21 protein-coding genes are annotated in these 24,862 nt (G+C 71.1%); 12 read left to right on the top strand and 9 right to left on the bottom strand.

The annotated features are described in order from the left end of the window. Window positions 1-145: 145 nt before the first annotated feature. Window positions 146-2,524 carry a PAS domain S-box protein gene (locus KGA65_RS01075; RefSeq protein WP_225861290.1) on the top strand — a complete coding sequence of 793 codons (2,379 nt, stop codon included), beginning with the start codon at window positions 146-148 and terminating at the stop codon, window positions 2,522-2,524. Window positions 2,525-2,534: 10 nt separating this feature from the next. On the opposite strand, the gene KGA65_RS01070 is transcribed toward KGA65_RS01075, so the two are convergent. Then, window positions 2,535-3,479: a CysB family HTH-type transcriptional regulator gene (locus KGA65_RS01070; RefSeq protein WP_225861289.1), complete on the bottom strand. Its 945-nt coding sequence runs from the start codon at window positions 3,477-3,479 to the stop codon at window positions 2,535-2,537. Window positions 3,480-3,738: 259 nt separating this feature from the next. Here KGA65_RS01070 and KGA65_RS01065 point away from each other — a divergent pair, with 259 nt between their 5' ends. From KGA65_RS01065 to KGA65_RS01055, 3 genes are read left to right on the top strand one after another with little or no spacing between them, the layout of a single operon-like run. Beyond that, window positions 3,739-6,714, top strand: a complete 2,976-nt coding sequence (locus tag KGA65_RS01065) for a type VI secretion system Vgr family protein (protein WP_225861288.1) — start codon at window positions 3,739-3,741, stop codon at window positions 6,712-6,714. Continuing rightward, window positions 6,711-8,135 (top strand): hypothetical protein, encoded by a 1,425-nt coding sequence (locus KGA65_RS01060; protein ID WP_225861287.1) that lies wholly within the window; start codon window positions 6,711-6,713, stop codon window positions 8,133-8,135. Before KGA65_RS01065 ends, KGA65_RS01060 begins: the two co-directional genes overlap by 4 nt. Then, on the top strand, window positions 8,135-9,196 hold the full coding sequence (locus tag KGA65_RS01055) for an Imm71 family immunity protein (RefSeq protein WP_225861286.1): 1,062 nt from the start codon (window positions 8,135-8,137) through the stop codon (window positions 9,194-9,196). The genes KGA65_RS01060 and KGA65_RS01055 overlap by 1 nt, the downstream gene beginning before the upstream one ends. 40 nt (window positions 9,197-9,236) lie before the next feature. Here the strand turns inward: KGA65_RS01055 and asd are convergent, their stop codons facing one another. After that, on the bottom strand, window positions 9,237-10,127 hold the full coding sequence (gene asd / locus KGA65_RS01050; protein WP_225861285.1) for an archaetidylserine decarboxylase: 891 nt from the start codon (window positions 10,125-10,127) through the stop codon (window positions 9,237-9,239). A 65-nt stretch (window positions 10,128-10,192) separates the two neighbouring features. Here asd and KGA65_RS01045 point away from each other — a divergent pair, with 65 nt between their 5' ends. Further along, window positions 10,193-11,848, top strand: coding sequence for an aminotransferase class III-fold pyridoxal phosphate-dependent enzyme (locus KGA65_RS01045; protein WP_225861284.1), 1,656 nt, complete (start codon window positions 10,193-10,195; stop codon window positions 11,846-11,848). Between the two features lie 87 nt (window positions 11,849-11,935). Here the strand turns inward: KGA65_RS01045 and KGA65_RS01040 are convergent, their stop codons facing one another. Further along, complete coding sequence (locus tag KGA65_RS01040; protein WP_225861283.1) at window positions 11,936-12,592, bottom strand: hypothetical protein; 657 nt, start codon at window positions 12,590-12,592, stop codon at window positions 11,936-11,938. Between the two features lie 130 nt (window positions 12,593-12,722). Here KGA65_RS01040 and KGA65_RS01035 point away from each other — a divergent pair, with 130 nt between their 5' ends. Beyond that, window positions 12,723-13,970, top strand: a complete 1,248-nt coding sequence (locus tag KGA65_RS01035) for a glycosyltransferase family 4 protein (RefSeq protein WP_225861282.1) — start codon at window positions 12,723-12,725, stop codon at window positions 13,968-13,970. Here KGA65_RS01035 and lplT read toward each other — a convergent pair. Next, window positions 13,950-15,155 (bottom strand): lysophospholipid transporter LplT, encoded by a 1,206-nt coding sequence (lplT, locus tag KGA65_RS01030; RefSeq protein ID WP_225861281.1) that lies wholly within the window; start codon window positions 15,153-15,155, stop codon window positions 13,950-13,952. The genes KGA65_RS01035 and lplT overlap by 21 nt on opposite strands. Before the next feature lie 142 nt (window positions 15,156-15,297). Between lplT and KGA65_RS01025 the strand changes: the two genes are divergently transcribed. Both KGA65_RS01025 and KGA65_RS01020 read left to right on the top strand, forming a co-directional pair. After that, window positions 15,298-16,080: a hypothetical protein gene (locus tag KGA65_RS01025; protein ID WP_225861280.1), complete on the top strand. Its 783-nt coding sequence runs from the start codon at window positions 15,298-15,300 to the stop codon at window positions 16,078-16,080. Beyond that, on the top strand, window positions 16,050-18,359 hold the full coding sequence (locus tag KGA65_RS01020; protein ID WP_225861279.1) for a hypothetical protein: 2,310 nt from the start codon (window positions 16,050-16,052) through the stop codon (window positions 18,357-18,359). The genes KGA65_RS01025 and KGA65_RS01020 overlap by 31 nt, the downstream gene beginning before the upstream one ends. A gap of 19 nt (window positions 18,360-18,378) precedes the next feature. Here the strand turns inward: KGA65_RS01020 and KGA65_RS01015 are convergent, their stop codons facing one another. After that, a complete protein-coding gene (locus KGA65_RS01015) occupies window positions 18,379-19,590 on the bottom strand; it encodes an MGDG synthase family glycosyltransferase (protein ID WP_255650394.1) in 1,212 nt (403 codons plus the stop codon). Window positions 19,591-19,694: 104 nt separating this feature from the next. Here KGA65_RS01015 and KGA65_RS01010 point away from each other — a divergent pair, with 104 nt between their 5' ends. The 4 genes from KGA65_RS01010 to KGA65_RS00995 all read left to right on the top strand — a co-directional run bounded on the left by KGA65_RS01010 (window position 19,695) and on the right by KGA65_RS00995 (window position 21,523). Continuing rightward, entirely contained in the window at window positions 19,695-20,159 is a 465-nt protein-coding gene (locus KGA65_RS01010) for a hypothetical protein (RefSeq protein WP_225861278.1), read from the top strand. Continuing rightward, window positions 20,129-20,725 (top strand): MerR family transcriptional regulator, encoded by a 597-nt coding sequence (locus tag KGA65_RS01005; RefSeq protein ID WP_225861277.1) that lies wholly within the window; start codon window positions 20,129-20,131, stop codon window positions 20,723-20,725. Before KGA65_RS01010 ends, KGA65_RS01005 begins: the two co-directional genes overlap by 31 nt. A gap of 63 nt (window positions 20,726-20,788) precedes the next feature. Continuing rightward, on the top strand, window positions 20,789-21,151 hold the full coding sequence (locus KGA65_RS01000) for a VOC family protein (RefSeq protein ID WP_225861276.1): 363 nt from the start codon (window positions 20,789-20,791) through the stop codon (window positions 21,149-21,151). A gap of 63 nt (window positions 21,152-21,214) precedes the next feature. After that, window positions 21,215-21,523 (top strand): hypothetical protein, encoded by a 309-nt coding sequence (locus KGA65_RS00995; RefSeq protein WP_225861275.1) that lies wholly within the window; start codon window positions 21,215-21,217, stop codon window positions 21,521-21,523. A 25-nt stretch (window positions 21,524-21,548) separates the two neighbouring features. Here the strand turns inward: KGA65_RS00995 and KGA65_RS00990 are convergent, their stop codons facing one another. Genes KGA65_RS00990 through KGA65_RS00975 form a run of 4 tightly spaced genes read right to left on the bottom strand, consistent with a single transcriptional unit; the run spans window position 21,549 to window position 24,850 of the window. Then, the gene (locus tag KGA65_RS00990; protein ID WP_225861274.1) at window positions 21,549-22,355 is read right to left on the bottom strand and encodes a phosphodiesterase; all 807 of its coding nucleotides are present in this window, start codon (window positions 22,353-22,355) and stop codon (window positions 21,549-21,551) included. After that, a complete protein-coding gene (locus KGA65_RS00985; RefSeq protein WP_225861273.1) occupies window positions 22,349-23,137 on the bottom strand; it encodes an HAD family hydrolase in 789 nt (262 codons plus the stop codon). Before KGA65_RS00985 ends, KGA65_RS00990 begins: the two co-directional genes overlap by 7 nt. Continuing rightward, window positions 23,134-23,958, bottom strand: a complete 825-nt coding sequence (locus KGA65_RS00980; RefSeq protein WP_225861272.1) for a carbohydrate ABC transporter permease — start codon at window positions 23,956-23,958, stop codon at window positions 23,134-23,136. The genes KGA65_RS00985 and KGA65_RS00980 overlap by 4 nt, the downstream gene beginning before the upstream one ends. A 1-nt stretch (window position 23,959) precedes the next feature. Continuing rightward, entirely contained in the window at window positions 23,960-24,850 is an 891-nt protein-coding gene (locus tag KGA65_RS00975) for a carbohydrate ABC transporter permease (protein WP_225861271.1), read from the bottom strand. Window positions 24,851-24,862: the final 12 nt, after the last annotated feature.

Below are 24,862 nucleotides of genomic sequence, written 5' to 3'. Positions count from 1 at the left end.
AAGGCCGGCCCGAGGCGGGGCCGTCGATTGATGTGTGTCAATATTGTGACGATCCGTATCCTCAGCCTTGCCGATGGCGTCGGCAGCCCCTGTACAGTGCCGGCTGGTAGCGCGTCAACGAGGATGCCGCTGCTGTCCGTCCTCCATGTGCGCCCAGATTTCGCTGCTTTCCGTGTGCCCGTCGCCACCCTCTCCCCAGGTCACCCAGGCCCCCCAGCCTGACAGTGCCCATGTGGGCCGCGGCCTGAGCGACACCATCGACGAATGGAGTCCGGAGGCCGAGGCCTTGCTGGGCTACACCGCCGACGAGGTGCTGGGACGGCCAGTGCAGATGCTGCTGCCCGAACACCGGCAGCATGAATACGCCTGGATCAGCCGCCAGCTGGAGCAGGGCGAGGCGGTCTACGACCTCCACACCCAGCGGCGGCACAAGGCCGGCCACCTGCTGCCGGTCAGCCTGACAGTGGTGGCCCGCCGCGACCGTCACGGGAAACTGGTGGGGGCGGAGAAGCAGCTGCGCGAATGCGCCGGCGAGGCCGAGCTGGTCCGCCAGATGACCCAGGAGGCGTCCAACTTCGCCCACCTGTTCGCCCGCACGCCGATGCCGCTGTGCATCACCCGGCTGACCGATGGCACTGTGCTGGCGGTCAACCCCAGCTTCCGCGAATTCACCGGCCAGCCCGAGGCGGCACTGGTCGGCCACCGCACGGTGGAGATCGGCCTCTGGCGCGACGATGCCGAACGCACGGCGCTGCTGAGCCGCCTGCACCGCCAGGGCCGGGTGCAGAACACCCCGCTGACGGTGACGCTGGCCGATGGCAGCCTGCGCGACCTGCTGGTGAACATCGAACCGATGGACATCGGCGGGCAGCCCTGCCTGTACGTGCTGCTCAACGACATCACGACGCTGCGCGATGCCGAGCGGCGCCTGCAGCGCCGCGACCGGGAGTTCGCCGAGCTGGTCGACAGCGCGAGCGACGCGATCATCAGCATCGACCACCAGCAGCGCATCTGCCTGTTCAACCGCGCAGCCGAGGCGATGTTCCAGGTGCCGGCCGAGGAGGCCATCGGCCAGCCGCTGGACCGCTTTCTGCCGGGTGAGTGGCGCAGCCGCCATGCCGCGCTGGTGCGCCAGTTCGTTGATGGTGGCGCCACCGCCCGGCGCATGGGCAGCGGCCGCGTGGTGCATGGCTGCCGTGCTGACGGCACGGTGTTCCCGATCGAAGCGTCCATCTCGCGCGTGGGCCAGGGCGAGAGCCTGCGGCTCACCGTGGTGGCGCGGGATGTGTCGCAGGCGCGGGCGGCCGAGCAGGACCACCTGGCCCGCATCGCCGCCGAAACCGCCAACGAGGCCAAGACCGCCTTCCTCTCGCGCATGAGCCACGAGCTGCGCACACCGCTCAACGCGGTGCTGGGCTTCACCCAGCTGCTGCTGTCGGGCCGGGAGGACCCGCTCTCGGGCGGACAGCGGCGCCAGGTCGCGCTGGTGCAGCAAGCGGGTTGGCACCTGCTGGCCCTGATCAACGACGTGCTGGACCTGTCCCGCATCGAAGGGGGCCAGCTGCGGGTCGAGGCCACCGAGGTCGACCCGGGCCGCTGCCTGCAGGAGGCCCTGGCCATGGCCGCACCGCAGGCCCAGGCCCGGCACATCACGCTGAAGAGCCCGCCGCCCGACACCACCCTGCCGATCGTGCATGCCGACCCGCTGCGCTTGCGGCAGGTGCTGCTCAACCTGCTGAGCAACGCGATCAAGTACAACCACCCCGGCGGCTGTGTCGAGGTCGAGGCCTGGGCCGACGCGCCAGGTGACCGGCTGTGCCTGCGCGTGACCGACACCGGCATGGGCATGTCACCCGAGCAACTGGCCCACCTCTACGAACCCTTCAACCGGCTGGGCCGCGAGTTCTCGCACGAGGAAGGCACAGGCATCGGCCTGGTGCTCTCACGCGAGCTGATGCGGCTGATGGGCGGCCAGTTGCGGCTGCGCAGCCACATGGGCGAGGGCACCCAGGTGGACCTGTGCCTGCCCACCGTCACCGAGGCGCCCCGTCCCGCCCCGCCGGCACCACCTCCCGCCCCCGATGCCGCCGCCGGCAGCCCGCCCGATGCCGACTGGGGCGGCCGCGTGCTCTACATCGAAGACAACCCGGTCAACCAGCTGCTGATGCAGCAGCTGCTGGCGCGCTGCCCCACCGTGGAGCTGCGCTGCGTCGAGACCGGTGAGGAAGGCCAGCAAGCCGTAGCCCAGTGGCAACCCGACCTGGTGCTGCTGGACATGCAGCTGCCCGACATGAGCGGGCTGGAATGGCTGCAACGCGAGGCTGGCCCGGTGGGCGACGGTCGCCTGCGCGTGATCGCCGTGTCGGCCAGCGCGATGACCGGCGACGTGGCCGCGGCCCGCGCCGCCGGGGCCATGGACTACTGGACCAAGCCCCTGCGCCTGGACCAGGTGGTGCACGACCTGGCCCGCTGGCTGGGGCCGCGCCCGGCCGCGGACGCGCAGCCGCCGGCCGATCCGGCCTGAGGCGCCCGCGTCACAGCGGCGCGGAGGGCGTTCCCACCGGCGCAGCCTGGGCCTGGCGCACCACGTCAGGCAACAGGTGGGGCGCGAAGATCTGGATGAAGTCGTAGGCATAGCTGCGCAGCAGGGCCCCCCGCCGCACCGCCACGGTCGTCGTGTTGACAGGAAACAGCTGGCGCGCATCCACCGCGCGCAAGGTGGTGTCGCGCTCCTCATCGAAGGCAATGGCCGCGATGATGCCCACCCCCATCCCCAGCTCCACATAGGTCTTGATCACGTCGGCGTCCATGGCCGACAGCACCACCTGGGGCTTCAGCCCGGCCCGGGCGAAGGCGTCGTCGATGCTGCCCCGGCCGGTCACACCGGTGTCGTAGGTGATGACGGGATGCTCGGCCAGCCGCTGCAGCGAGATCGGCCCGATCAGCAGCGGATGCCCCGGCGGCACGATGACCACGTGGGTCCAGCGGTAGCAGGGCAAGGCCACCAGCTCGGGCTGGTCCTCCAGCGTGTGGGTGGCGATGCCGATGTCGGCCACGCCTTCCCGCAGCATGCGGGCGATCTGCGCCGCCGAGCCCTGGTGCATCTGCAGCTGCACATTGGGATGGGTGGCACAGAAGTCATGCACCGCGTCGGGCAGTGCATAGCGGGCCTGCGAGTGGGTGGCGGCAATGCTGAGCGTACCCACTTCGCCGTGGCGGAAGTCCTCGCCCGCGCGGTGCAGGTTCTCGGCATCCAGCAACAGGCGCTCCACCCAGGGCAGCACGCGCTCGCCGGCGGGCGTCAAGCCGGTCAGCCGCTTGCCCGAGCGCACGAAGATCTCCACCCCCAGCTCGTCCTCCAGCTCGCGGATCTGCCGGCTGATGCCCGGCTGCGAGGTGTGCAGGGCCTCGGCCACATCGGTCAGGTTGAAGCCCCGTCGCACGGCTTCGCGCACGGAGCGCAATTGCTGGAAATTCATGGTGAGGACGCGAACCGCAGAACGGCCACAGGTGGTTCTTCGTTTTCTGCATTATCAAAACCGCCGTGCCGCCGTCCAAGCACTGAAAACGCGCTAGCTTCTGCCTGGAAGACATAAGGCGCCCCGCCCGTCGGGCTGGTAACACTCGCATCCAAGTGTTGCCGCAGCAGGGGAATCCCCCCCGTTTGGGGACGAGAAAGGAAGGCGACTCCGGGACACTCAAGGGTTCCGGCCAGCTGGCCGATGCGATGCCCCTCCGATGTCCTTGCCTGCCGCCGCCCTCTCCTCCCTGGCCGATGCCACCGCCGCCGGTCTGAATGCCGCCCTCAGCGCCTTCACCTGGCTGGAAGAGACCGAGCGCCTGATCACGCTGCGCACCGCGCTGCCGGCGCTGAACCTGGTGGCCACGCGGCTGGTGATGCGTGAGGCCGAGGGGCAGGGCTTCGAGCTGATCCTCGACGCCGTCTCCACCTCGGCCTACCTGCCGCTCAAGCGCCTGATCGGCGAGCAGATGACCGTGGGCCTGCGCCAGGCCGATGGCACCTATGCCCCCTGGCACGGCTATGTGACCGAGGCGGCTCAGCTGGGCAGCGACGGCGGCCTGGCCCGCTACCGCCTGGTGATGGCGCCCTGGCTGGCCGTGCTGCAGCTGCGCCGCGACAGCTTCGTCTTCCAGGACAAGACGGTCCCCCAGATCCTGGACGACATCTTTGCCGACTATCCCCAAGCCCAGTGGCGCTGGGAGTTGGCCGACGCTTCGGCCCTGCGCACCCGCTCCCTGTGCATCCAGTACCGCGAGAGCGACTGGGCTTTTGTGCAGCGCCTGCTGGCCAGCGAGGGCCTGAGCTGGCACATCGAACACCTGGGCGACGAAGACGCCGCCACCGCGGACGAGCAGGGCAAGGCCCGGCACGTGATGGTCATCACCGACGCCGGGGCCGAGCGGGCCGACCTGGGCCCCATCCGCTTTGCCAGCCTGCACCCCACCGCGGTGGTGGCCGGGTTGGAAGACCCGATCACCGGCTTTGCCGCCCAACGCAGCCTGCCACCCAACGCCGTGGCCCTGGGCAGCTGGAACTACCGCAGCCTGGCCGGGGCCAGCGCCGAGCTGGCCAGCGCGCTGGACCTGGGCGAGGTGCCCTGGCTGGAACAGTACGACGGCAGCGGGGCGTATCGCTTTGCGGACACCCAGGCCGCCGAGCGCGCCGCCCGCCTGGCCCTGGGCGCCCTGGAACTGCAGGCCAAGCGCTTTGCCGGCCAGGGCGGGGCCCGGGTGCTGCGTGCGGGCGCGCAGTTCCAGCTGATCGACCATCCGCTGTACGGCGCCAACACCACCGCCCCGAGCTATGCGGCGGCCCTCACCGCCAGCCACCCGCGGCCCGACAACGCCTTCACCGTGCTGGCGGTGGAACACCATGTGGCCAACAACCTGGGCGACCAGGCCGCCGAGCTGCTCAAGCAGACGGCCCTGGCCAAGGGCGGCTACCGCAACCAGTTCCAGGCCGTGCCAGCCGCCGCCCCGGTGCTGCCCCAGCCCCAGCGTGCGCCCACCGCACCCTATCTTCTCACCGCCCGGGTGGTGGGCCTGCAGGACGAAGCCCTGACCACCGAGCGCGACCACCGCGTCAAGGTGCAATTCCACTTCCAGCGCGGCGCCAGCCCCAACCCGGGCGGCCTGCCGCATGCCTACAGTGCCGACGAGACTGGCAACGCCCCGGGCAACGACCAGAGCGGCACCTGGGTGCGGGTGGCCACCCCAGCCGCCGGTGCCAACTGGGGCGCCGTCTGGGCGCCGCGCATCGGCTCGGAAGTGGTGGCGCAGTTCATCGAAGGCGACATCGACCGCCCCATCATCGCCGGCGGCCTGCCCAACGGCGACCAGCCCCCGCCCTTTGCGGCGGGCGTGGATGCCGGGGTCAACCACCCCGGCGTGCTGGCCGGCCTGCACAGCCGCACGCTGGATGGGCAGCACACGCAGCAATGGGTGGTGGACGACGCCCCCGGCCAGCTGCGCACCCGGCTGGCCACCACGCACACCGGCAGCGAGCTGAGCCTGGGCCACCTGATCAACCAGAGCCCGACCAGCGCCCAGCGCGGGGCCTGGCGCGGCAGCGGCTTCGAGGCCAACACCCAGGGCTGGGCCAGCCTGCGCGCCGGCCAGGGCCTGCTGGTGAGCACCCAGGCGCGCAGCGGCACCTACGGCTCGGCCCAGGGCACGCAGATGGACGCGGCCGAGGCCCTGGCCCAGTTGCAATCGGCCACCGAGCTGGGCCAGCGCCTGTCACAAGCCGCCCAGGCCATCGGCGCCCAGGCCCTCTCCAGCACCGAAGAGGGCCAGGACCTCAGCAAGCTGCACCAGGCTCTGGACCCGAGCCAGGACGGGCGCCACCCGGACCAGGTCAACGGGCAGGATGCCAAGATCCCCGCCAATGGCCGGGACCCCAGCCAGGGTGAGCCTGTCCCCGCCTTCGCCCAGCCCGCCGTGGTGCTGGACAGCGCCGCCGCCCAGCTGCTGGCCACCCCGGCCAGCGTGCAGCAGTTCAGCGGCCAGCGCCTGAGCCAGATCGTGCAGCAGGACCTGCAAACCACGGCTGCCCACACCGCCTCCATCGCCGCCGGGCAGACCGCCAGCCTCTACGCCCACCAGGGCGGGCTGCAGGTCAAGGCGGCCAATGGCCCGGTGTCCCTGCGGGCCCACACCGATGAGTTGAAGCTGCGGGCCGACCAGAGTGTCACGATCACCAGCGTCAACGACGAGATCCGCATCAGCGCCCACAGCAAGATCGAACTCATCGCCGGCCAGTCGGGCATCACCCTGGAAGGCGGCAACATCACCGTCACCACCCCGGGCAGCTTCGCGGTCAAGGGGGCCACGCATGGGTTCTTGGGCGGGGGGAGTCAGGCGGCGAGCTTGCCGGCGTTGCCCCGAGGAGAGGCCGAGGTTCCCCCTGGGGCACTGGTCATTCAGCATCAGTACCACGATGACGAAGGGGTACAACAAGCCCGCTTCACCGCCGTGATGGGCGATGGCAGTCAACGCAACGGCGTGACGGATGCGAGCGGACAAATTCGGATCGACAACGCCCCACCCGGTTCGGTGCAGATCATGTTCGAGCCGGATGGTCGGGCCTGGGAGCAACTGAACGCCCAGGACAACCCAGATCACATCTCAGGCAACCCCAGCAGCTCAGACATCGATCGGTTGATCGACCGCCAAACCGGGGCTGCGGCATGAGCACCGAATCCAAAAGCATTGCGTTGGACGTGATGGACTGGATGTGGGGAACCGTCCAGGGGGCCTTCAATGACAAGATGAACCTCAGCCAGATCATCACCGATGCGGTCATCGGGATGATTCCGGTCGTTGGGGATGTGACCGCTGCGCGGGACCTCATTGCCATCAGTCTCGGATTGGCTGGCGACGAAAAGAAGCGCGAAGACAAAATGCAGTGGATGCTGCTGGTGATCTTTGTCTTTGCGTTGATTCCGGTCTTCGGAGGCGTGGTCAAGGGCGTGGGCCGCCTGGCCCTCAACGTCACCGAAGATGCAGCCAAGAACGCCAAGGTGCTTCAGGACGTCATCGCATTTCTAAACCGCGTAGGCCATGGCAATGCTGTGCAATGGCTCAAAGGGTTGAATGTGATGGCCTACGAGTCCAAGGTGATGGCGTCGTTCAACAGCTTGATGGACACGCTGATCCAGACCCCCCAGAGGATCAAAGCCAAGCTGGGCGGCGTGCTGTCCAAGTCATTGCTCGCGAAGCTGGATGGCTGGACGAAGGGCTTCCAGGCGGTGAAGGACAAGGGCGTCAAGATGATCCCCGAAGGCCTCAAGGAACTGAATGCCAAGCTGTTGCGACTGCAGCAGTTGGTGTACCGGGGCGAATGGCACCACGTGATGCCAGGCGCGCGCAACGTCACGCGTGAGGCCGAAGGCCGGCTCATCGAGCAAAGCGAAGTCGCCGCTGAACGCTCGGCGCATGGGGGGTGGCGGCAGAATGTGGCGAAGGCGACCGGCAAGGCCGAAGACGAAGCCGCCATTGCCAAGGTCTACCAGCCCAAGGACGGCTGGCCGGACTTGATGCATTCGACCGGACCCACGGCGCTTGAGGAGGACGTTTACACAGGCATCGCTGCGTTCTCCGGCCCCATCAAGGCAGCCGAGGCAACGGGCGGTGAATACCTGCTTCGCATCCACACGTCGGTGGCAAAGACGAAAACCGGGCCCTGGTGGGTGCGGCTGCCTCCCGGCGTGAACGACAAGAGTTGGCGCGAATTCATGCAAGGTGGCACGCAGTGGCGCGAGGTGCTGGCCGTGCTGGACGAATTCAGCACGAACGGCGCATACAGCATCGTCAGGGTCAAGCCCGGTCATTCACTGAACGTCTGGGAAGGTCGGGCCGCCGAGCAGTTCGGCATGACCAACCCTGGGCAATACCTGCCCGGCGGACGGAGCCAGATCTTCATCGCCGCTTGGGAACAGAAGTTCGCTGAGTCTGTTGAATGGGTGGCCGATTCGCTGGCGACCGGCTGGAAGGACCTGGACGGTGTGGGCTATGCGGCCGGCAACGTCAAGGCTGCGGGCGCTGCGCGTCTGCAACGGCTGGAGCAATATGAAGACCAAAGCAAGCGGCCAGCCGCTGCAGGAGCGCACTGATGGGTTTACTGCCTTCATTGTTCGGCGGCAAAGCGCCGCTGCGGCCGAATGGGCACGCGCCGTTCTCGCAACCCAGCGACCGTGACCGTCGGGCGCTGTTCTGGTGGCTCAAGCGCAATACCTCCGTCACGGCCATCGAGCACAACGCAAACCTCTGGACGGCGTTTGCGAAGGAGTGGGAGAAGTGGCTGCGCAGCCAAGACGATCCGCCCGAAGAGGACGTCACAAGCTACAAATACATCGTCAACGATCAGTTGAACTACGAGCGGGGCTTGCAGAGCCTGCGACGAGGCGATCGCAGTGTCTGGCTTCGGAGATCGTCAGAGGGCTGGCTGGGCAAGATCAACACCGGCCTGATTCAACGGCGCCTTGAATTGACGCCGGCTGAAGAACACATCCAACACTTGGCATCGTATGGTGTGCCCTTGTCGCTGCTGCGCGCGTACTACGCCGCGCACGATGCAGCGATGGCCGTGGGGCACGAAATCGCGTATTCGGCCTTAGATCGACCTCGGCGCGCCGGCGCTCGCCCATTGCTGGCGTATCTCCCGTTCGACACGTCACTCCCCGAACCCCGCTGGGACATCAGTTTCAAGCCCGGCGCGAGTGCCCCCAAAGACGGAATCTACGAACAAGTCGACGCACAGGGAAACATCGTCGGAGGCATGGCGTATTTCGTCAAAAGCGAGAAGGCTGAAGGTGAAACCGGCCTTGAATTCGGTCCGCAAAGCTGGGATGTAACGCAGAAGGCGACTTCCGACTTCCTCTGGCGCCTGCTCTGGGAAGACACCCGCTACAAGGACGGCAAGATTCCCGACGAAGAGCGGCACTATCAAACGCCGAGCGAATCGGTGGCTATCGAGCATGCGGTACGCGACGGCGCCAAGGTCGCGCCGCAGAACCTGCGCTGCGAAGCCAACCATCCCTGCCCCAAGACTGGCTTCTGGTTCACCCCTGCCCGCGCCGGCAGCCGCCAGCGCTTCGAGGCAGGGCAGGTGATGCCCGAAGTCGGCGGCGACTACGGCGCCACGATCTGGCAGTGGGACGACGAGCAAGGTTGAGCTTGCTTCACCCGTGGGCAGGCGGGCCGCGCCACGCGCTTCACGGGTTCAGGGTGGCCTGTTCTGGCCACCGCATCAGCGCCTGCCCCATCCGCACCCGCGTCCCCACCTCGATGCCCTCGGCCAACGCAAAGCCCCGGGGCGCGAACACGATGATGGTGGAGCCGTGCTGGAACCAGCCCAGGTCCTGGCCCCTGCTCACATGCGCATCGCAAGGCAGTTCGTCCGGCCCGCGGTAGCGGGTGTGCAGCAGCAGGTCCATGAACTTCAGGCGCAGGCTGGCCACCAGCACCGCCGCCACCGGCACCAGGGCCAGCAGGTGGCCGCCGCGGTCCAGTCTCAGGTGGATGGCCGCGCGCTCGTTCTTGCAGAACAGGCGCTCCACCCGCTTGAGCGCGATGGGGTTGACGTTCCAGGTGTCGCCCGCGATGTGGGTCACATGCTGCACCGTGCCGTCGGCCGGCGCGTGGAAGTGGTGGTACATCGCTGACGTCAACCGCAGCGTGACGAACACGCCGTCGCGGTAGGGCGCCGCGCGCTCGGCATGGCCGAACAGATCGGCCACCGTGTACGGAAAGCCCTTGGCCTGCCAGACCTGGCCGTCCTGCACCGCGCCGCAGGCGCCCACGATGGCGTCGCAGGGGCTGGCCAGCACGGCCGGGTCCGCATCCACCGTGCGGGCGCCGTCCTTGAGCTCCCGCACAAAGCAGTCGTGCAGGCTCTCGAAGCGCTGCTGCTTCGCTTCGCTCAGGTCCAGCTCGGTGAACAGCCGCCACACGCCGATGGACAGGCGCGCCAGCAGCGGGCTGCGGATCTGGCTGAACCAGCCCATGGCATGGGTGGCCGCCAGACGGGGGATGCGGTTGGTCAGCAGGAAGTTCAGATCTTCTTGTTGCAGCAGGCGGTCACGCCAGGTACGCAGCACTTTCATGGGGATGTCAACAGCAGCGGGTACAGATACGCCTTTGGGAGCAGTCTCCCAGGACGATGTGACAAATGAACGAGACCCTGACCCTGAGCGCCGTGGCTGCGGCCGCCCTGCTGACCCTCGCACCGAAGGCGGTTCGCCGCCTGCAGCTGTCGATGGCCAAGCACCCCTCGCTGACCGGCCACTCGCGCATGGCGCAGCGGGTGGCCCGGCTGCTGCCCGGCTATGCCTATGACGCCGAGCAGTTCTTCGGCTGCGACGGCGCCCCCGCTGAGGTGCAGGCCCAGCGCCGCCAGGGCTTCGCCGCCCTGGCCCAGCGGCTGGGCGAGCAGCATGCCCGCTCCATCGCCTGGACGGACGCGCTGCGCCCGGGCCTGTCGGACCTGCAGTTCACCAGCCAGTACCGCGTGCCTTTCCAGTTCAGCCCCTACCTGCGCCAGCACCTCAAGCTGGGCAATGTGGGCGTGGCCACGCAGGGCATCACGCTGACCGACCTGGACGGCCAGGTCTACGACGACCTCACCGGCTCCTACGGCGTCAACCTCTTCGGCCATGACGTCTACAAGCGCCTGATCGCCCAGGGCAGCGCCCAGGTGGCGGACTACGGCCCGGTGCTGGGCACCCTGCACCCCTGCGTGGCCGGCAATGTGGAGAAGCTCCAGCGCCTGTCGGGCCTGGACGAGGTGAGCTTCCACATGTCCGGCACCGAGGCGGTGATGCAGGCCGTGCGTCTGGCCCGCTACCACACCAAGAAGCGCCACCTGGTGCGCTTCTGCGGCGCGTACCACGGCTGGTGGGAGGACGTGCAGCCCGGCCCCGGCAACCCCCTGCCCCCGCGCGAGACCTACACCCTGCGCGACCACGATGACCGCAGCATCGAGGTGCTGCGCACCCGCAACGACATCGCCTGCGTGCTGATCAACCCGCTGCAGGCCCTGCACCCGAACAAGGCCGCGCCGGGCGACTCGTCCCTGGTGGACAGCTCGCGCCGCGCCCACTACGACCGCGCCGCCACCACCGCCTGGCTGAAGAAGGTGCGCGAGGTGTGCACCGAACGCGGCATCGTGCTGATCTTCGACGAGGTCTTCATGGGCTTCCGCCTGGGCCGCGGCGGCGCGCAGGAATACTTCGGCGTGCAGGCCGACATGGTCACCTACGGCAAGACCCTGGGCGGCGGCCTGCCGGTGGGCGTGGTCTGCGGCCGCCGTGAGCTGATGCGCCGCTTCAACGACGCCCACCCGGCCGACATCTGCTTCGCCCGCGGCACCTTCAATTCGCACCCCTATGTGATGGCGTCGATGGCGGCCTTCCTGGACTATCTCGACACGCCGGAAGCGACCGAGATGTACGCCCGCTTCGACACGCTGCAGGACCAGCGCGCCGAGCAGCTCAACCACCGGCTGGAAGTGGCCGGCCTGCCGGTGCGGGTGGCCAACATGACCAGCGTCTGGACCGTCACCTACACCCAACCGTCGCGCTACAACTGGATGCTGCAGTTCTACCTGCGCGACCAGGGCCTGCTGCTGAGCTGGGTGGGCACCGGCCGACTGATCTTCAGCCTGGCCACCACCGACGAGGACTTCGAGCGCATCGCCAGCCGCTTCGTCGCCGCCTGCCAGGCCATGCAGGCCGATGGCTGGTGGTGGCAGGCCCCGGGCCAGAGCGACAAGGGCATCCGCCGCGGCATTCTGCGGGAAGTTCTCGCGCACTGGCGCAAGCGCTGATCCACCTGGGCCCGGAACAGGGCCCCGCAAGCACAAAGGCCCGCCGGCTTGCGCCGACGGGCCTTCCTCAAGGAACAGCCACCGAGATCAGGTCAGCGAGACATCCTCGGCCTCGTGATCATGGTGGTGCTCGGCCACATGCGCCATCGGGTCCAGGCGTTGGCCGCGCAGCAGGTAGAACGGCGACTTCCAGTACAGCATCACGTCGTGCACCGGGTCGGTCAGGATCTTGCTCATCCAGCACAGGCCGGCCAGGACGCCCTGCAGGAAGAACAGGTGCACGGTGCGGAACAGCAGGCCGCCCACGCCCAGTGCCAGCCAGAAGATGCCCACGTCGTGCCAGTAGCCCGACACCAGGCCACCGGTCTCGCCGGCCGGCTCGATCAGACCGAACAGGCTGGGCGAGAGGGCCAGCAGCAGCGGCACCGCCACCCAGATGCCCATCAGCACCACCTTGCGGCGCAGGTTGTAGCCCACCTTGACGTCCTCCTTGTACTGGAAACTGACGTCGTTGACGCGGTCATAGCCACGCGGCTCGAAGAAGAAGTGGCCGGCCTGGCGGCTCACCATCGACACGCCCCAGCCCAGCAGGCCGGCAGCCGCCGGGTCGATGAACAGCAGGGCATAGGCCACCAGGAAGCTGAGCGCGCTCAGCAGGTGCAGGGACTGGTTGATGCGGCACTGGTGATAAAAGCGATGGTCATCCCAACGCTGCTCCTGCAGCAGCTTCATGAACTCGTTCACCGGGTCGGCTCCAAGAAAAATGAGTGACCGGAGCATGACGAGGCTTCATGAAGCTGCCGTGACGATCCCCTGTCGTGTGGCGGGTCTGCACCGTCATCGGATTGTTGCGAAGCCTGCTCACCATCGGCGCATGGACACCTCCGCAGCCGCCGACATCCTCGTGGACGACTACCCCGCCCAGCGGCGCTCGCTGCGCATCGCGGTGGTCACCGAGACCTACCCCCCCGAAGTCAATGGCGTGGCGCGCACCATCGCCAGCGTCGTGGAGGGGCTGCGAGCCCACAACCACGATCTGCAGCTGATCCGCCCGGGCCAGACGAAGGGTGAACGCGCGATCGACGGCGAGAGCTTCCACGAGGTGCTGATGCGCGGCCTGCCCATCCCGCGCTACCCGCAGCTGCGCATGGGGCTGACCTCCAAGCGCACCCTGGTCAAGCTCTGGTCCACCCAGCGGCCCGACATCGTGCACATCGCCACCGAAGGGCCGATGGGCTGGTGCGCGCTGCAGGCCGCCGTGCACCTGAAGATTCCGCTGTGCTCGGACTTCCGCACCAACTTCCATGCCTACAGCAAGCACTACGGCGTGGGCTGGCTGCACAAGCCCATCATGGCCTACCTGCGCAAGTTCCATAACCTGACGCAGTGCACGATGACGCCCGACGAAGGCCTGCGCCGCCAGCTGGCCGACTACGGCTTCCGCAACGTGATGGTGGTCTCGCGCGGGGTGGACACGGTGCTGTTCAATCCACTGCGCCGCAGCGCTGCGCTGCGCGAGCAGTGGGGCGTGGCGCCGAACGACCTGGTCGTGCTGCACGTGGGCCGCATGGCCGCCGAGAAGAACCTGGGCACGCTGGTCGAGGCCTACGAGGCGATGCGCCAGGCCCAGCCCCGCGCCCGTCTGGTGCTGGTGGGCGACGGCCCGGCCCGCAAGGAGATCCAGCAGCGCCTGCCCGAGGCCATCTTCGCCGGCATGCGCCATGGCGAAGATCTGGCGGCCCACTACGCCAGCGCCGACCTGCTGCTCTTCCCCAGCCTGACCGAGACCTTCGGCAACGTCACGCCCGAGGCCATGGCCAGCGGCCTGCCGGTGCTGGCCTTCGACTACGCGGCCGCCGGCCAGCTGGTGCGGCCACAGCACTCGGGCATGCTGGCCCCGTTCGGCAACATGGCCGCCTTCCAGCGCATGGCGGTGGACCTGGCGCGCGACCCCGAAGGCCTGCGGGTGATGGGCCAGAACGCCCGTCTCACCGCCGAGACCCTGGGCTGGGAACGCATCATCGACCAGATCGAACGCCTCTACGCCGACCTGATCGCCGGCCGGCCGGTCGCCGCCGCGCCCCAACGGGCTCCGGCCGCCTCACCGCTGGCCCGCGCCTGAGGCCAGGGCGCGCCGGCGCGCCCCGCGGCGCACCATCAGCGCCACCATGAAGACGGCGATCAGGCCGCCAAAGCCCATCATCAGGGGCACCAGCGGCAGCGCCAGCGCATGCAGACCGGCGTAGACGGCCAGCATGCCCAGCACGCTCAGGTTCTCGTTGAAGCCCTGCACCGCGATCGAACGGCCCGCCGTCAGCAGCTGGTGGCCGCGGTGCTGCAGCAGCGCGTTCATCGGCACCACCAGGATGCCGCCCACCGCGCCGGTCAGCACCAGCAGCGGCAGGGCCGGACCCAGCGTGCTCAGGGGCGCCACCGCCGCGATCAGGCCGCCCAGCGCAATGCCCGCCGGCAGCACCCGCATGGCCCGCCGCAAGGGCACAAAGCGCCCCGCCCCGGCCGCCCCAGCCACCACGCCCAGCGCCACCACCGCCTGCAGGTAGGCGGCCTGGTCCAACCCCAGGCCCACCCGCTCGGTGGCCCAGCGCAACACCGCGAACTGCAGCACCGCGCCGACGCCCCAGAACAGCGTCGTGACGGACAGGGACAGGCCGCCGGCCGCATCCCGCCACAGCCGCCGGTGCGCGCGCCAGAAGTCGCGTGACAGCGCCAGCGGGTGCCAGGCGGCCTGGGGGTAGCGCGCGCCGCTGTCGGGCACGCCCCACTGCAGCAACGCCGCCAGCCCATACAGCGCCAGCAGCCCCACCAGCGAGACATTCAACCCCAGCGCCTGCATCGGCGCCGACACCAGCCCGCCGCCCACCACCGTGCCCAGCAGGGCCGCGCAGACGATCGAAACCTCGATCCAGCCGTTCGCGGCCACCAGCCGCTGCGGCGGCACCAGCTCGGTCACCAGGCCGTACTTGGCCGGCGCATAACCCGCCGCGCCCAGGCCCACCACCGCATAGGCCAGCACCGGGTGCAGCGGCAGCAGCATGCCGCCCAGGCCCAGCATCTTCAGCCCGTTCATCCAGGCCATCAGCCGGGCCTTGGGCACGGCATCGGCCAGCGGCCCCACCACCGGCGCCAGCAGCACATAGGACAGCGTGAAGGAGAACTTCAGCAGCGGCGCCCACCAGCCGGGCAGGCCCTGTTGCTGCAACAGCGCGATGGCCACGATGAGCAGCGCGTTGTCGGCCAGCGCCGACGTGAACTGCGCCGCGATCAGAAGGAGGAAACCCCGTGGCATGCCGCTGCCTGCACCCCTGGGCCGCGGCCCGAGAACCTGAAGCCCCACAGTAGAGCCGCCCCGCGTGCCAGCGTGATGACAGCCGCGCGACACCCCCGAGGGACGGATGGCACGCCGGCGCGCCACTGCTAGAGTGCCCGCCATGTCTCGCCCGCGCCTCCGGTCCCTCCTGCCCTGGCTGGCCGGGGCCGGTCTGGTGCTCGGCCTGGGGCTGCGCAGCAGCAGCGGTCCGGCGCCCGCGCCGCACGCCGGCCTGGCCGCGCTGCCGCCGCGCCTGCTGTGGGCCTGGGAACGGCCCGAGGACCTGCGCGGCCTGCCGCCCGGCACCGGCGTGGCCTGGCTGGCCACCTCGGTGCGCCTGCGCGGCGAGGGCGTCGAGCTGCACCCCCGCGCCCAGCCGCTGCAGGTGTCGCCGGGCACGGTGCTGCTGCCGGTGCTGCATGTGGACGCCGACCCGCGCGACCTCCCCGCCCTCAACGCCGTGCAGCAGGATGCCATCGTCGCCGCCGCGCTGCGCCTGGTGCACGGGCAGCAGCCGCCCGCGCTGCAGCTGGATTTCGAGGTGCGCCGCTCGCAGCGGCCCTTCCTGGCCGAGGTGGTGCGCGCGCTGCGCGCGCGCCTGCCGCCCCGCGTGGCCCTGTCGATGACGGCGCTGGCCTCCTGGTGCGCCGGCGACGCCTGGCTGGACGGCCTGCCCGCCGACGAGATCGTGCCGATGGCCTTTCGCATGGACCGCGACGACCATGCGCTGCGCGCGCTGCTGGCGCGCGACGGCCGCTTTCCCCGCCCGCGCTGCCAGCAGGCCGCCGGCACCGCCACCGACGAACCCGCGGTGGTGGGCCTGCGCGTGGCGCGGCGCTACCACTTCTCCCCCCAGCCCTGGACCCGCGACCAATGGACCGCCCTGCCGCCCGCCTCACCCTGACCGCCCTTGGCCTGGCCCTGGCCAGCCTGTTCACGCTGCCCGCCCAGGCCAGCGGCGGTGACGGCTACGAGGAAAACAGCTTCGCCCCCGAACACCATGTGCCCACCCGCGATCTGGTCGGCTACGCCGCCGGCCGGCTGGGCGTGCTGCCCGGCAGCTACTGGCGGGTCTTTCTGGCCCTGGCCTGGCGCGCCGGCAACGGTCACCCGCTGAGCGCGGACGAAACCGCGGCGCTGCGGCTGGACCAGTGGCGCGTCGGCCCCACCGGGACGGACTGGACGGCCCGCCACGACGATGCGCAGAACGGGGTGGCCGGCTGGCTGGCTGCGCGCGAGCAGGCCGGTGGCCGCCCGGTGAAGATCGAGGTCGAGCGCGCCACGCCGGACTACAGCTTCTTCCTCAACTGCCCGGTCGATGCTTTCAACCGCGCCCGCCAGACCCTGGCCGAACGCCAGCGCCAAAGTGCGAGCACCCCGCCATGGACCGCCCGCTGGCTGGCCCAGCAGGACGCGGTGTTCGCCAACTGCTCGCCCGAGGGCCTGCGCTTTGGTGACGTGAGCCAGCCGCCCGCCGTGCTGCCGCCGGCCGTGCCGGCCGATGCGCCGGCCTGGCTGCGCGCCGACCACGCCTACCAGACCGCCGCCGCGCTGTTCTACGCCGGCCAGTACGAGGCCGCACGGCAGCGCTTCCTGGCCATCGCACTGGACGGCAGCTCGCCCTGGCAGCCGCTGGGCGCCTACCTGGCCGCCCGCTGCCTGCTGCGCCAGGCCACGCTGGCCACCGGCCCGGACCGCCAGCCCGAGCGCAGCGCCCGCACCCGCCAGTGGCTGGAAACGGCCCGGCAGGAGCTGCAGGCCCAGGCGCCGCACGACGCCCCGGCCGGTGCGCTGCTGACCTGGGTGGACGCCCGGCTGCGGCCGGCCGAACGCGCCGGTGAACTCGGCCGCACGCTGGACCACGCGCCGCTGGATGCGGCGGCCGTGCGCGCGCTGAGCGACTACCTGGTGCTGCTCGACGGCCTGGAACAAAGCCCCGGCCTGATGCAGGCGGCCGACCCGATGACGCGCTGGATCGGCGCGATGCAGGCCGGCGACGACACGGCCCTGGCCGCCGCCATGGCCCTGGCCCGGCGCGAAGGCAGCCACGCCCCCGCCGGCAGCGCCCTGGCCACGCTGTGGCTGGCCCCGTTGCTGAGCCACGCCCAGCCGGCCGGCGCGGCCCCGGCGGCCCGTCAGCTCAGCCCGGTCGAACGCCGCGCCGCCGAGGCCGTGCCGCCCAGCGCCCCGCTGTACCTGCACCTGCGCTACCACCTGCTGCGGCTGCAGAGCCAGGCCGGCCAGGCCGCCGCGGCCGATGCCGAGGTCAGCCGCCTGCTGGCCCACCCGCCGCAGCCGATGGACCGCGCCACCCGCAACCGCTGGCTGGCCCTGAAGCTGGTGACGGCGCCCACGCTGGAGGGCTTCCTGGCCGCCGCGCCGCGCCAGCTGGCCGAACCCGAGGCCGGCACCCCGATCGCCCGCGCCGATGCCGCCAGCGCCCCGGCTTCTTCCGCCGCCGCCGCCACGCCCCCGGACACCGGGCTGGCCGAGGACTTCCCGCGCCGGCTCTACCGCGCCCTGCCGCTGTCGGTGCTCAAGACCCTGCCCGGCCGGGCCGACCTGCCGCCCGCACTGAAGACCGAGCTGATCGAGGCCGTCTGGACCCGCGCCGTGCTGCTGGGCGACTGGGCCACCGCCGACACCTGGGCGCCCACGCTGGCCCAGGGCCACGCCACCACCGCCGCGCTCTACACCCGCTTCGTGCAGGCCCGCACGCCCGAGGCCAAGCGCCTGGCCGCCACCGTCATCTTCGTCAACACGCCGGAGCTGCACCCACACCGCATCAACCCGCAGGGCAACCCGACCGAATGGGGCTGCGCCGGCTGGGGCAACGGCGAGCAGGACCCGCTCAACGCCGTGCTGCCGGCCTTCCTCAGCCCGGCCCAACAGGCCGAGGCCCGGCGCGAGCAGGCCGTGCTGGACGCCCTGCCCAACCGCAACGCCTACCTGGCGCCCACGCTGCTGGCCTGGGCCCAGGGCAAGCCGGCCGACCCGGAGGCCCCCAAGGCGCTGCATTTCTTCGTCGCCAGCACCCGCAACGAATGCCGGCCCCCGCTGCCGGTCAACGGCCAGCCGCTGCCCGAGCCCACCTACTCGCGCGAGGCCTTCCGCACCCTGCACCGGCTCTGGCCGGACAGCGGCTGGGCGCGCAGCACCAAGTACTACTACGGCGGCCGCTGAGGGCCGCTCCCTGGCCGGTTCAGCGCGCTGCCGGCGCCATCGCCACCGGAACCCCCTCGGCCTGCGGCCAGGGGGCCGGCGCGCGCGCCGGCGCCTGTTCCAGCAGGCCGGCCACCAGGTCGGCCACCTCGAACACCGCCTGGTTGTGCACCCGACGCACCCGCGCCTGGGCCGCCGGCAGGTCGGCCAGCAGCCGCGCCACGCCGCCGGCGATGGCCCTGACCGAGGGCACCACCTCGCCCAGCCCCAGCTCGCGCACCCACTGGGCGTTGTAGCGCTCCTGCGGCATGGTCCAGCGGTTCTCGAAGGTGATGACCGGCAGGCCCATCTGCACCGCCTCGCTGAGCGAGCCCGGCCCCGGCTTGCCGACGAAGAAGTCGGCCAGCTGCATGTAGTGCACCACGTCGGCGGTGAAGCCCAGCACCGCCCGCGCGGCGCCGCCGTCCGGCTGCGGCAGCGCGCGCAGGCGCTCGGCCAGTGCCGCGTTGTGGCCGCAGACCAGGATCAGCTGCACCTGCGGCAGGCTGCGGGCAATGCGCAGCATCTGCATCGAGCCCTGGCCGCCGAACATCACCAGCCCGGTGGGGCGGCCCGGCTGCAGGCCCAGGGCGCGCAGCGCCTCGGCCCGCGCCACCTCGGCCAGCGGCGTCACCGCGTGGAAGGCCGGGCGCAGGATCATGCCCGAGACGCGGTGCACGTTGTGCGGTGCCACGCCCTGGGCCAGCGCCTGCTGCACCGCGCGCTCGGTGCCGCAGACGATGTGCTGGTCCTGCCCCGGCTCGATCCAGAAGTGCGGTGGGTGGTCGGCCAGGTCGGTCAGCACCGTGGCGCAGGGCGTGCCCGGCCGCGCGGCCTGCACCGACTCGTACAGGGCGCGGTTGAAGTTCGGGATCAGCGAGACCACCGCGTCGGGCCGGGTCTCGGCCCAGTGGGCCTGCAGCGTGCGCAGCAGCCAGGGGTGGGCCAGGCGCAGCGTGGCCTGCAGCAGCTTGAGCTCCTGCGCCAGGCCCAGGGTCCAGCCACGCGCCAGCCGGCGGTTGTAGACGTCCTCGGGCGCCATGCCGGTCAGGCGGCGGAAGCGGTCCTGCGCGTCCAGCACCTCCATCAGGTTGACCAGCCGCACCCGCAGCGGCCGCCCGGCCCGCTGGGGCAGCACGGCCTGCAGGGCCTGGGCGGCAGCACGGTGGCCGCCGCCGGCATTGAAATACACCAGGTCGAGCGTCGGGATCATCCGGCCGAGGTTGCGGGCCGGGCATGACGCGCTTGTGACGCCCGCTTGACCTGACGGCAGGGGTCAGGTGGAAGCTGGGTGTCTTGACACCGCTCGGCAAGACCATGACCGCCCCCGACCCCCTCCCCAACCTGCCCCCGCACGACGACGACGCCCGCTGGCTGGCCGCCTTCCTGGCCGCCGAGCTGCCGGCCAGCGCCTTCGACCACGCCGGCCACCTGCGCGCCGCCGGCCTGCTGCTGAGCCAGCATCCGCTCGCCGAGGCCCGGCCGCTGTACCTGGCCAGCCTGCGCCGGCTGGCCACCCGGCTGGGCGTGCCCGCCAAGGTGAACGCCACCGTCACCGAGGCCCTGCTGCTGCTGATGGCGGCCGCCGGCGCCGGCACCCCCGGCGAACCCTGGGAGCGCTGCCTGCAGCGCGAACCGGCCCTGCGCAGCGATGCCTGGGGCCTGTTGACGCGCCACTACTCGCCCGACCGGCTGCGTTCGGACGCCGCGCGCCAGCACTTCGTGGCGCCCGACCGGCTACCCTTGCCACCATGTCCCGTCCCCCCGCCTCCCCGCCCTTGACCCTGGGCCGGCTGGCGCGGGCCAGCGGCCTGGCGCGCAGCTCGGTGCTGCACTACGAGGCGCTGGGCCTGCTGCCCGCCGCCGGCCGCAGCGCCGCCGGCTACCGCCTCTATGGGCCGGCCCAGGTGCAGCGACTGCAGCAGATCCGGCGGCTGCGGGACGCCGGCCTGCCCCTGGCGGCGATCGCGGCCCTGCTGGCGGCCCCGCCGGCGCCGGACCAGCCCACGCCGCCGCGCCCGGCCCATGCGCTGCTGCAGGACCGGCTGCTGGAGCTGGCCCAGGAGATGACCCGCTTGCGCCACCAGCAGCGCCTGCTGGCCCGCCTGCTGACCGACCCCGCCCTCGGCCAGGTGCCGGCCTGCCAGAGCAAGACCGACTGGGTGGCCCTGCTGCAGCGCGCCGGTTTCAGCCCGCCCGACATGCAGCTCTGGCATGCCGAGTTCGAGCAGCAGGACCCCGACGGCCATGCGCGCTTCCTGCGCGCGCTGGGCCTGCCGGCGGCGCAGGCCCGCGCCATCCGGGCCCAGGCGCGCCGCCCCCCACCGCGAGGGACGGCCCCGCGTTGACAGCGCCGCCCGGCCGTGCACACTGGGGGTCTGTCCCATCCCCGCTCGGATCAGGAGGCCTCCATGTTCGACCACATTGGTTTCGGTGCCAGCGACCTGCCCGCCAGCCGGTCCTTCTTCCTGCAGGCCCTGGCCCCGCTCGGGGTGGGGGTGGTGATGGAGGGCGACTACGGCGTCGGCCTGGGGCTGCCGGGCAAGCCCTCGCTGTGGCTGCACCAGGATGACGTGCCGCCCACCCCCATCCATCTGGCCTTCACCGCGGCCGACCGCCCCACGGTGGACGCCTTCTACCGGGCGGCCCTGGCCGCCGGCGGGCAGGACAACGGCCCGCCGGGCCTGCGCCCGCACTACCACCCGAACTATTACGCCGCCTTCGTCATCGGCCCGGACGGGCACAACGTCGAGGCGGTCTGTCACCAACCGTAAACCGGCGCGGCGGGTGGCATCCATCCTGCTTGCGTGGGGGCGTCGTCCTCACGCTGTCTTGCCATGCCCACCCTTGCCCTGCCGTTTCCCCTGTGGTCCCGCCTGGGTGGGCTGTCGCTGCTGTGGGCCCTGGGCCTGATGCCCGCGGCCCACGCCCAGGACGCGGTGCAGACCAACCCCGGCGAGCGCGCCTGCAAGACCGAGGTCTCCAAGTTCGAGGAGACCATCGGCTTTCTGCGCAACGCCCAGGGCACCGAGGCCGCGGCCAAGCTCAAGGAAGAGCTGCTGCCGGCCCAGACGGAGCACGAGATCCTGATGACCCAGGGCTACTGCGGGCTGGTCAAGCACCTCAAGCGCAAGCACCTGCTCTGAGCGCCGTCTGGCGCCACCCGGCCGTTCAGAATGGATAGGGCCCGGGCCAGTCGCCCGTCACCGCGCCCAGCGTGACCAGGCCTTCGCCCGCGGTCCAGCGGTGCAGCAGGTAACCCGGCGGCTCCAGGTTGAACATCGCCGGCTGCCCCGGCCGCAGGTCCAGCGCGATCTGGTGACCGGTGGCCGGCGCCACGATCACCGGCACCCCGGCCAGTTGGCCGTGGATGTGGCGGTGCAGGTGGCCGCACAGCAGCGCCTGCACCTGCTGGTGGCGCGCCAGCAGGCCGGCCAGCGCCTCGCGCCCTTCCGCCAGGGCCATGCCGTCCATCTCTTCCAGCCCGGTGCGCAGCGGCGGGTGGTGCAGCGCCAGCAGCGTGGGGCGCTGCGGGGCCTGGGCCAGCGTGTCGGCCAGCCAGGCCAGGCGGTCGCGGCACAGCGCGCCGCCCGGGGCGCCGGGGATGACGGTGTCCAGCCCGATCAGGCGCAGCGTGCCGGCCGGGTCGGGCAGGTCCGTCACCCACTGGGCAAAGGGTTGCCCGGCCGCCCAGGGCTGCTCGGGGAAGGCCTCGCGCAGCGCGGCCCGCGCGTCGTGGTTGCCCGGCAGCAGCCGCCACGGCGGGCGCAAGGGCGCCAGCAGCGCGCGCAGCCGGGCGTATTCGGCGGGGTCGCCGCCGTCCACCAGATCGCCGGTCAGCAGCACCAGGTCGGGCGCCGGGTCCAGCGCCTGCACGCTGGCCACCGCCTGCCGCAGCAGCGCGGCGGTGTCCACCCGGCCGCTGGCCAGCGTGCCGGGGCGGGTGATGTGGCAGTCGCTCAGCTGGGCGATCAGCATGGCATCAGCACCTCGTTGACCCACTCGGCAAAGCCCAGCCCGCCGGGTGCCTGGGTGATGTGGGCCGGCGCCACCGGCAGGGACGGCAGGTGGGCCCGGATGTTGGCCACACCGACGCTGCGCGGGAAGGTCTCGAACATCTGGGCATCGTTCTGCGAGTCGCCCACGAAGGCCACGTAGCCCGGCTGCTCGCCCGGCGTCCAGCCGTGGTGGCGGCGCAGCCAGGCCAGCGAGGCGGCCCTCTTGCTGAAGTCGCCCAGCCAGAGGTTGATGTGGATGGAGCTGGCCGTGGCCTGCACGCCCAGCGCGCGGGCATCGATGACCGCCTGGCGCACCGTGTCGGCCGGCACCGGCGGCACCTCCTGCGCATGGTCCAGCGCCAGGTCGCAGCGGCGGTAGGCGTTGTCCAGCGCCAGGCCCAGGCCGACGTAGGTGCGCAGCAGCGTGTCGGCCACCTTCTGCAGCCAGGCCTGGTGGCGCCGGCGGGTGCCTTCGTCCTGCCAGTCGCGGTAGCGCAGGTGGCGGCCTTCACGCTCGATGGTGAAGGCGCCGTTCTCGCCGATCACCGCGGCCACCGGCCAGGTGCGGGCGATCTGGTCGCACCAGCCGGCGCAGGCGCCGGTGACGGGCACCAGCGCCACGCCGGCCGCGGCCAGACGCTCCATCGCCACCAGGGTGGCCGACGGCAGCCGCCCCTCCCAGGTCAGGGTGTCGTCGACGTCGGTCAGCACGACGCGGGGCAGCGGGTGATCGGGGTGCAGGTTCGGGCGCACGGAGGTCATTTCAAGCCAGCATGCATGAAGGATTGCATGAACTGGCGCTGGAACACCAGAAAACCTCCCAGCAACGGGGCCACCGACAACAGCGTGCCGGCCGACAGCACGCCCCAGTCCACCCCGGTCTCGGGCGCAGCAAAGAGCGCCATGCCCACCGTCAGCGGCCGGCTGGCCACGGTGTTGGTGGCCACCAGCGGCCAGAGGAAGTTGTTCCAGTGGTAGGCCACCGAGACCAGCGCATAGGCCAGGTAGGTCGGCCGCGCCAGCGGCACGTAGACGCGCCAGAGGATGGCCAGGCGGCCCAGGCCCTCGATGCGGGCCGCGTCCTCCAGCTCCTGCGGCACGGTCATGAAGCTCTGGCGCAGCAGGAAGATGCCGAAGGCGCTGGCCACGTAGGGCAGGGCCACACCCAGCCAGCGGTCCACCAGGCCCAGGCGGGCGATGGCGGCGTAGTTCTCGGCGATCAGCACCTCGGGCATCACCATCAGCTGCAGCAGCACCAGCGCGAACACCAGCCCGCGCCCGGCAAAGGGCAGCCGCGCCAGCGCATAGGCCGCCAGCGTGCAGACCGTGAGCTGCAGCGCCAGCAGCAGGCTGACGATGGCCGCGGTGTTGAGCAGGTAGCGGCCAAACGGCGCCACCTGCCAGGCGGCGCGGAAGTTGTCCAGGCCCCAGGGGCCGGCCAGGTCGAACTGCAGCGCGCCGGCACCGGGCCGGAAGGCGGCCCAGACCAGCAGCAGCAGCGGCAGGATCCAGAGCGCGCCCAGGAGCCAGCCCAGGCCGCGCGCGGGGGCGGACAGCGGCGCAACAGCGGTGGAAGAAGCCATGTCAGCGGTAATGGATGCGACGCGAGAGCAGGAACTGCACGGCCGAGACCCCGCCCAGCAGGGCCAGCAGCAGCAGCGTCAGCGCGGCGGCCTGGTTCAGGTCCTGGAACTTGAAGGCGATCTCGTAGAGCTCGTAGAGCAGCAGCATGCTGGCGTTGTTGGGGCCGCCGTGGGTCAGCACGAACAGGTGGTCCACCAGCTTGAAGGCGTTGATCAGCGCGTTGACGCCGACGAACAGCGTGGTGGGCGCCAGCAGCGGCAGCGTGACGCGGCGCAGCCGGGTCCAGGCGGAGGGCGCCTCCAGCCGGGCCGCGTCCATCAGCTCGGGCGGCAGCGACTGCAGCGCCGCCAGGTAGAAGACCATGAAGAAGCCGGCCTCCTTCCAGACGGTGACCACCATCAGCGCCCACAGCACCGTGCTGTCCTGCCCCAGCCAGTTGGGCCCGTGCAGCCCGGCCCAGGCCAGCGCCCGGTTGAGCAGGCCGATGTCGGGCGCGTAGAAGATCAGCCACAGGTTAGCCGCCGCCACCATGGGCAGCACGGTGGGCGTGAAGAAGGCCAGGCGCAGCAGGCCGCGGCCGGCGAAGCGGCCCTGCACCCACAGCGCCATCGCCAGCGCCAGGCCCACCGACAGCGGCACGGTGACCGCCGCGTAGAGCGCGTTGTTGGCCAGCGCGCGGCGGAACACCGGGTCCTCGATCAGGTAGCGGAACTGGTCCAGCCCGGTGAAGGCCGGGGCCAGGCCCGGCGCCTCGGTGTGCAGCGCGGTCCAGACACTGGCCAGCGTGGGGCCGTAGGTGAAGCCGGCCAGCAGCAGCAGCGCCGGTGCCAGCAGGGCCCAGGCCAGGCCCGCCGGGCGCCGCGCGGAGAACGCGGAGAAGGTCGGCTGCATCGTCCGGGCCCC

The organism is Ideonella benzenivorans, assembly GCF_020387415.1.
GTDB classification, from domain to species: Bacteria; Pseudomonadota; Gammaproteobacteria; order Burkholderiales; family Burkholderiaceae_C; genus Ideonella; species Ideonella benzenivorans.
The sequence above is the reverse complement of the archived record's forward strand: the minus strand, read 5'-3'. Positions and strand labels throughout refer to the sequence as shown.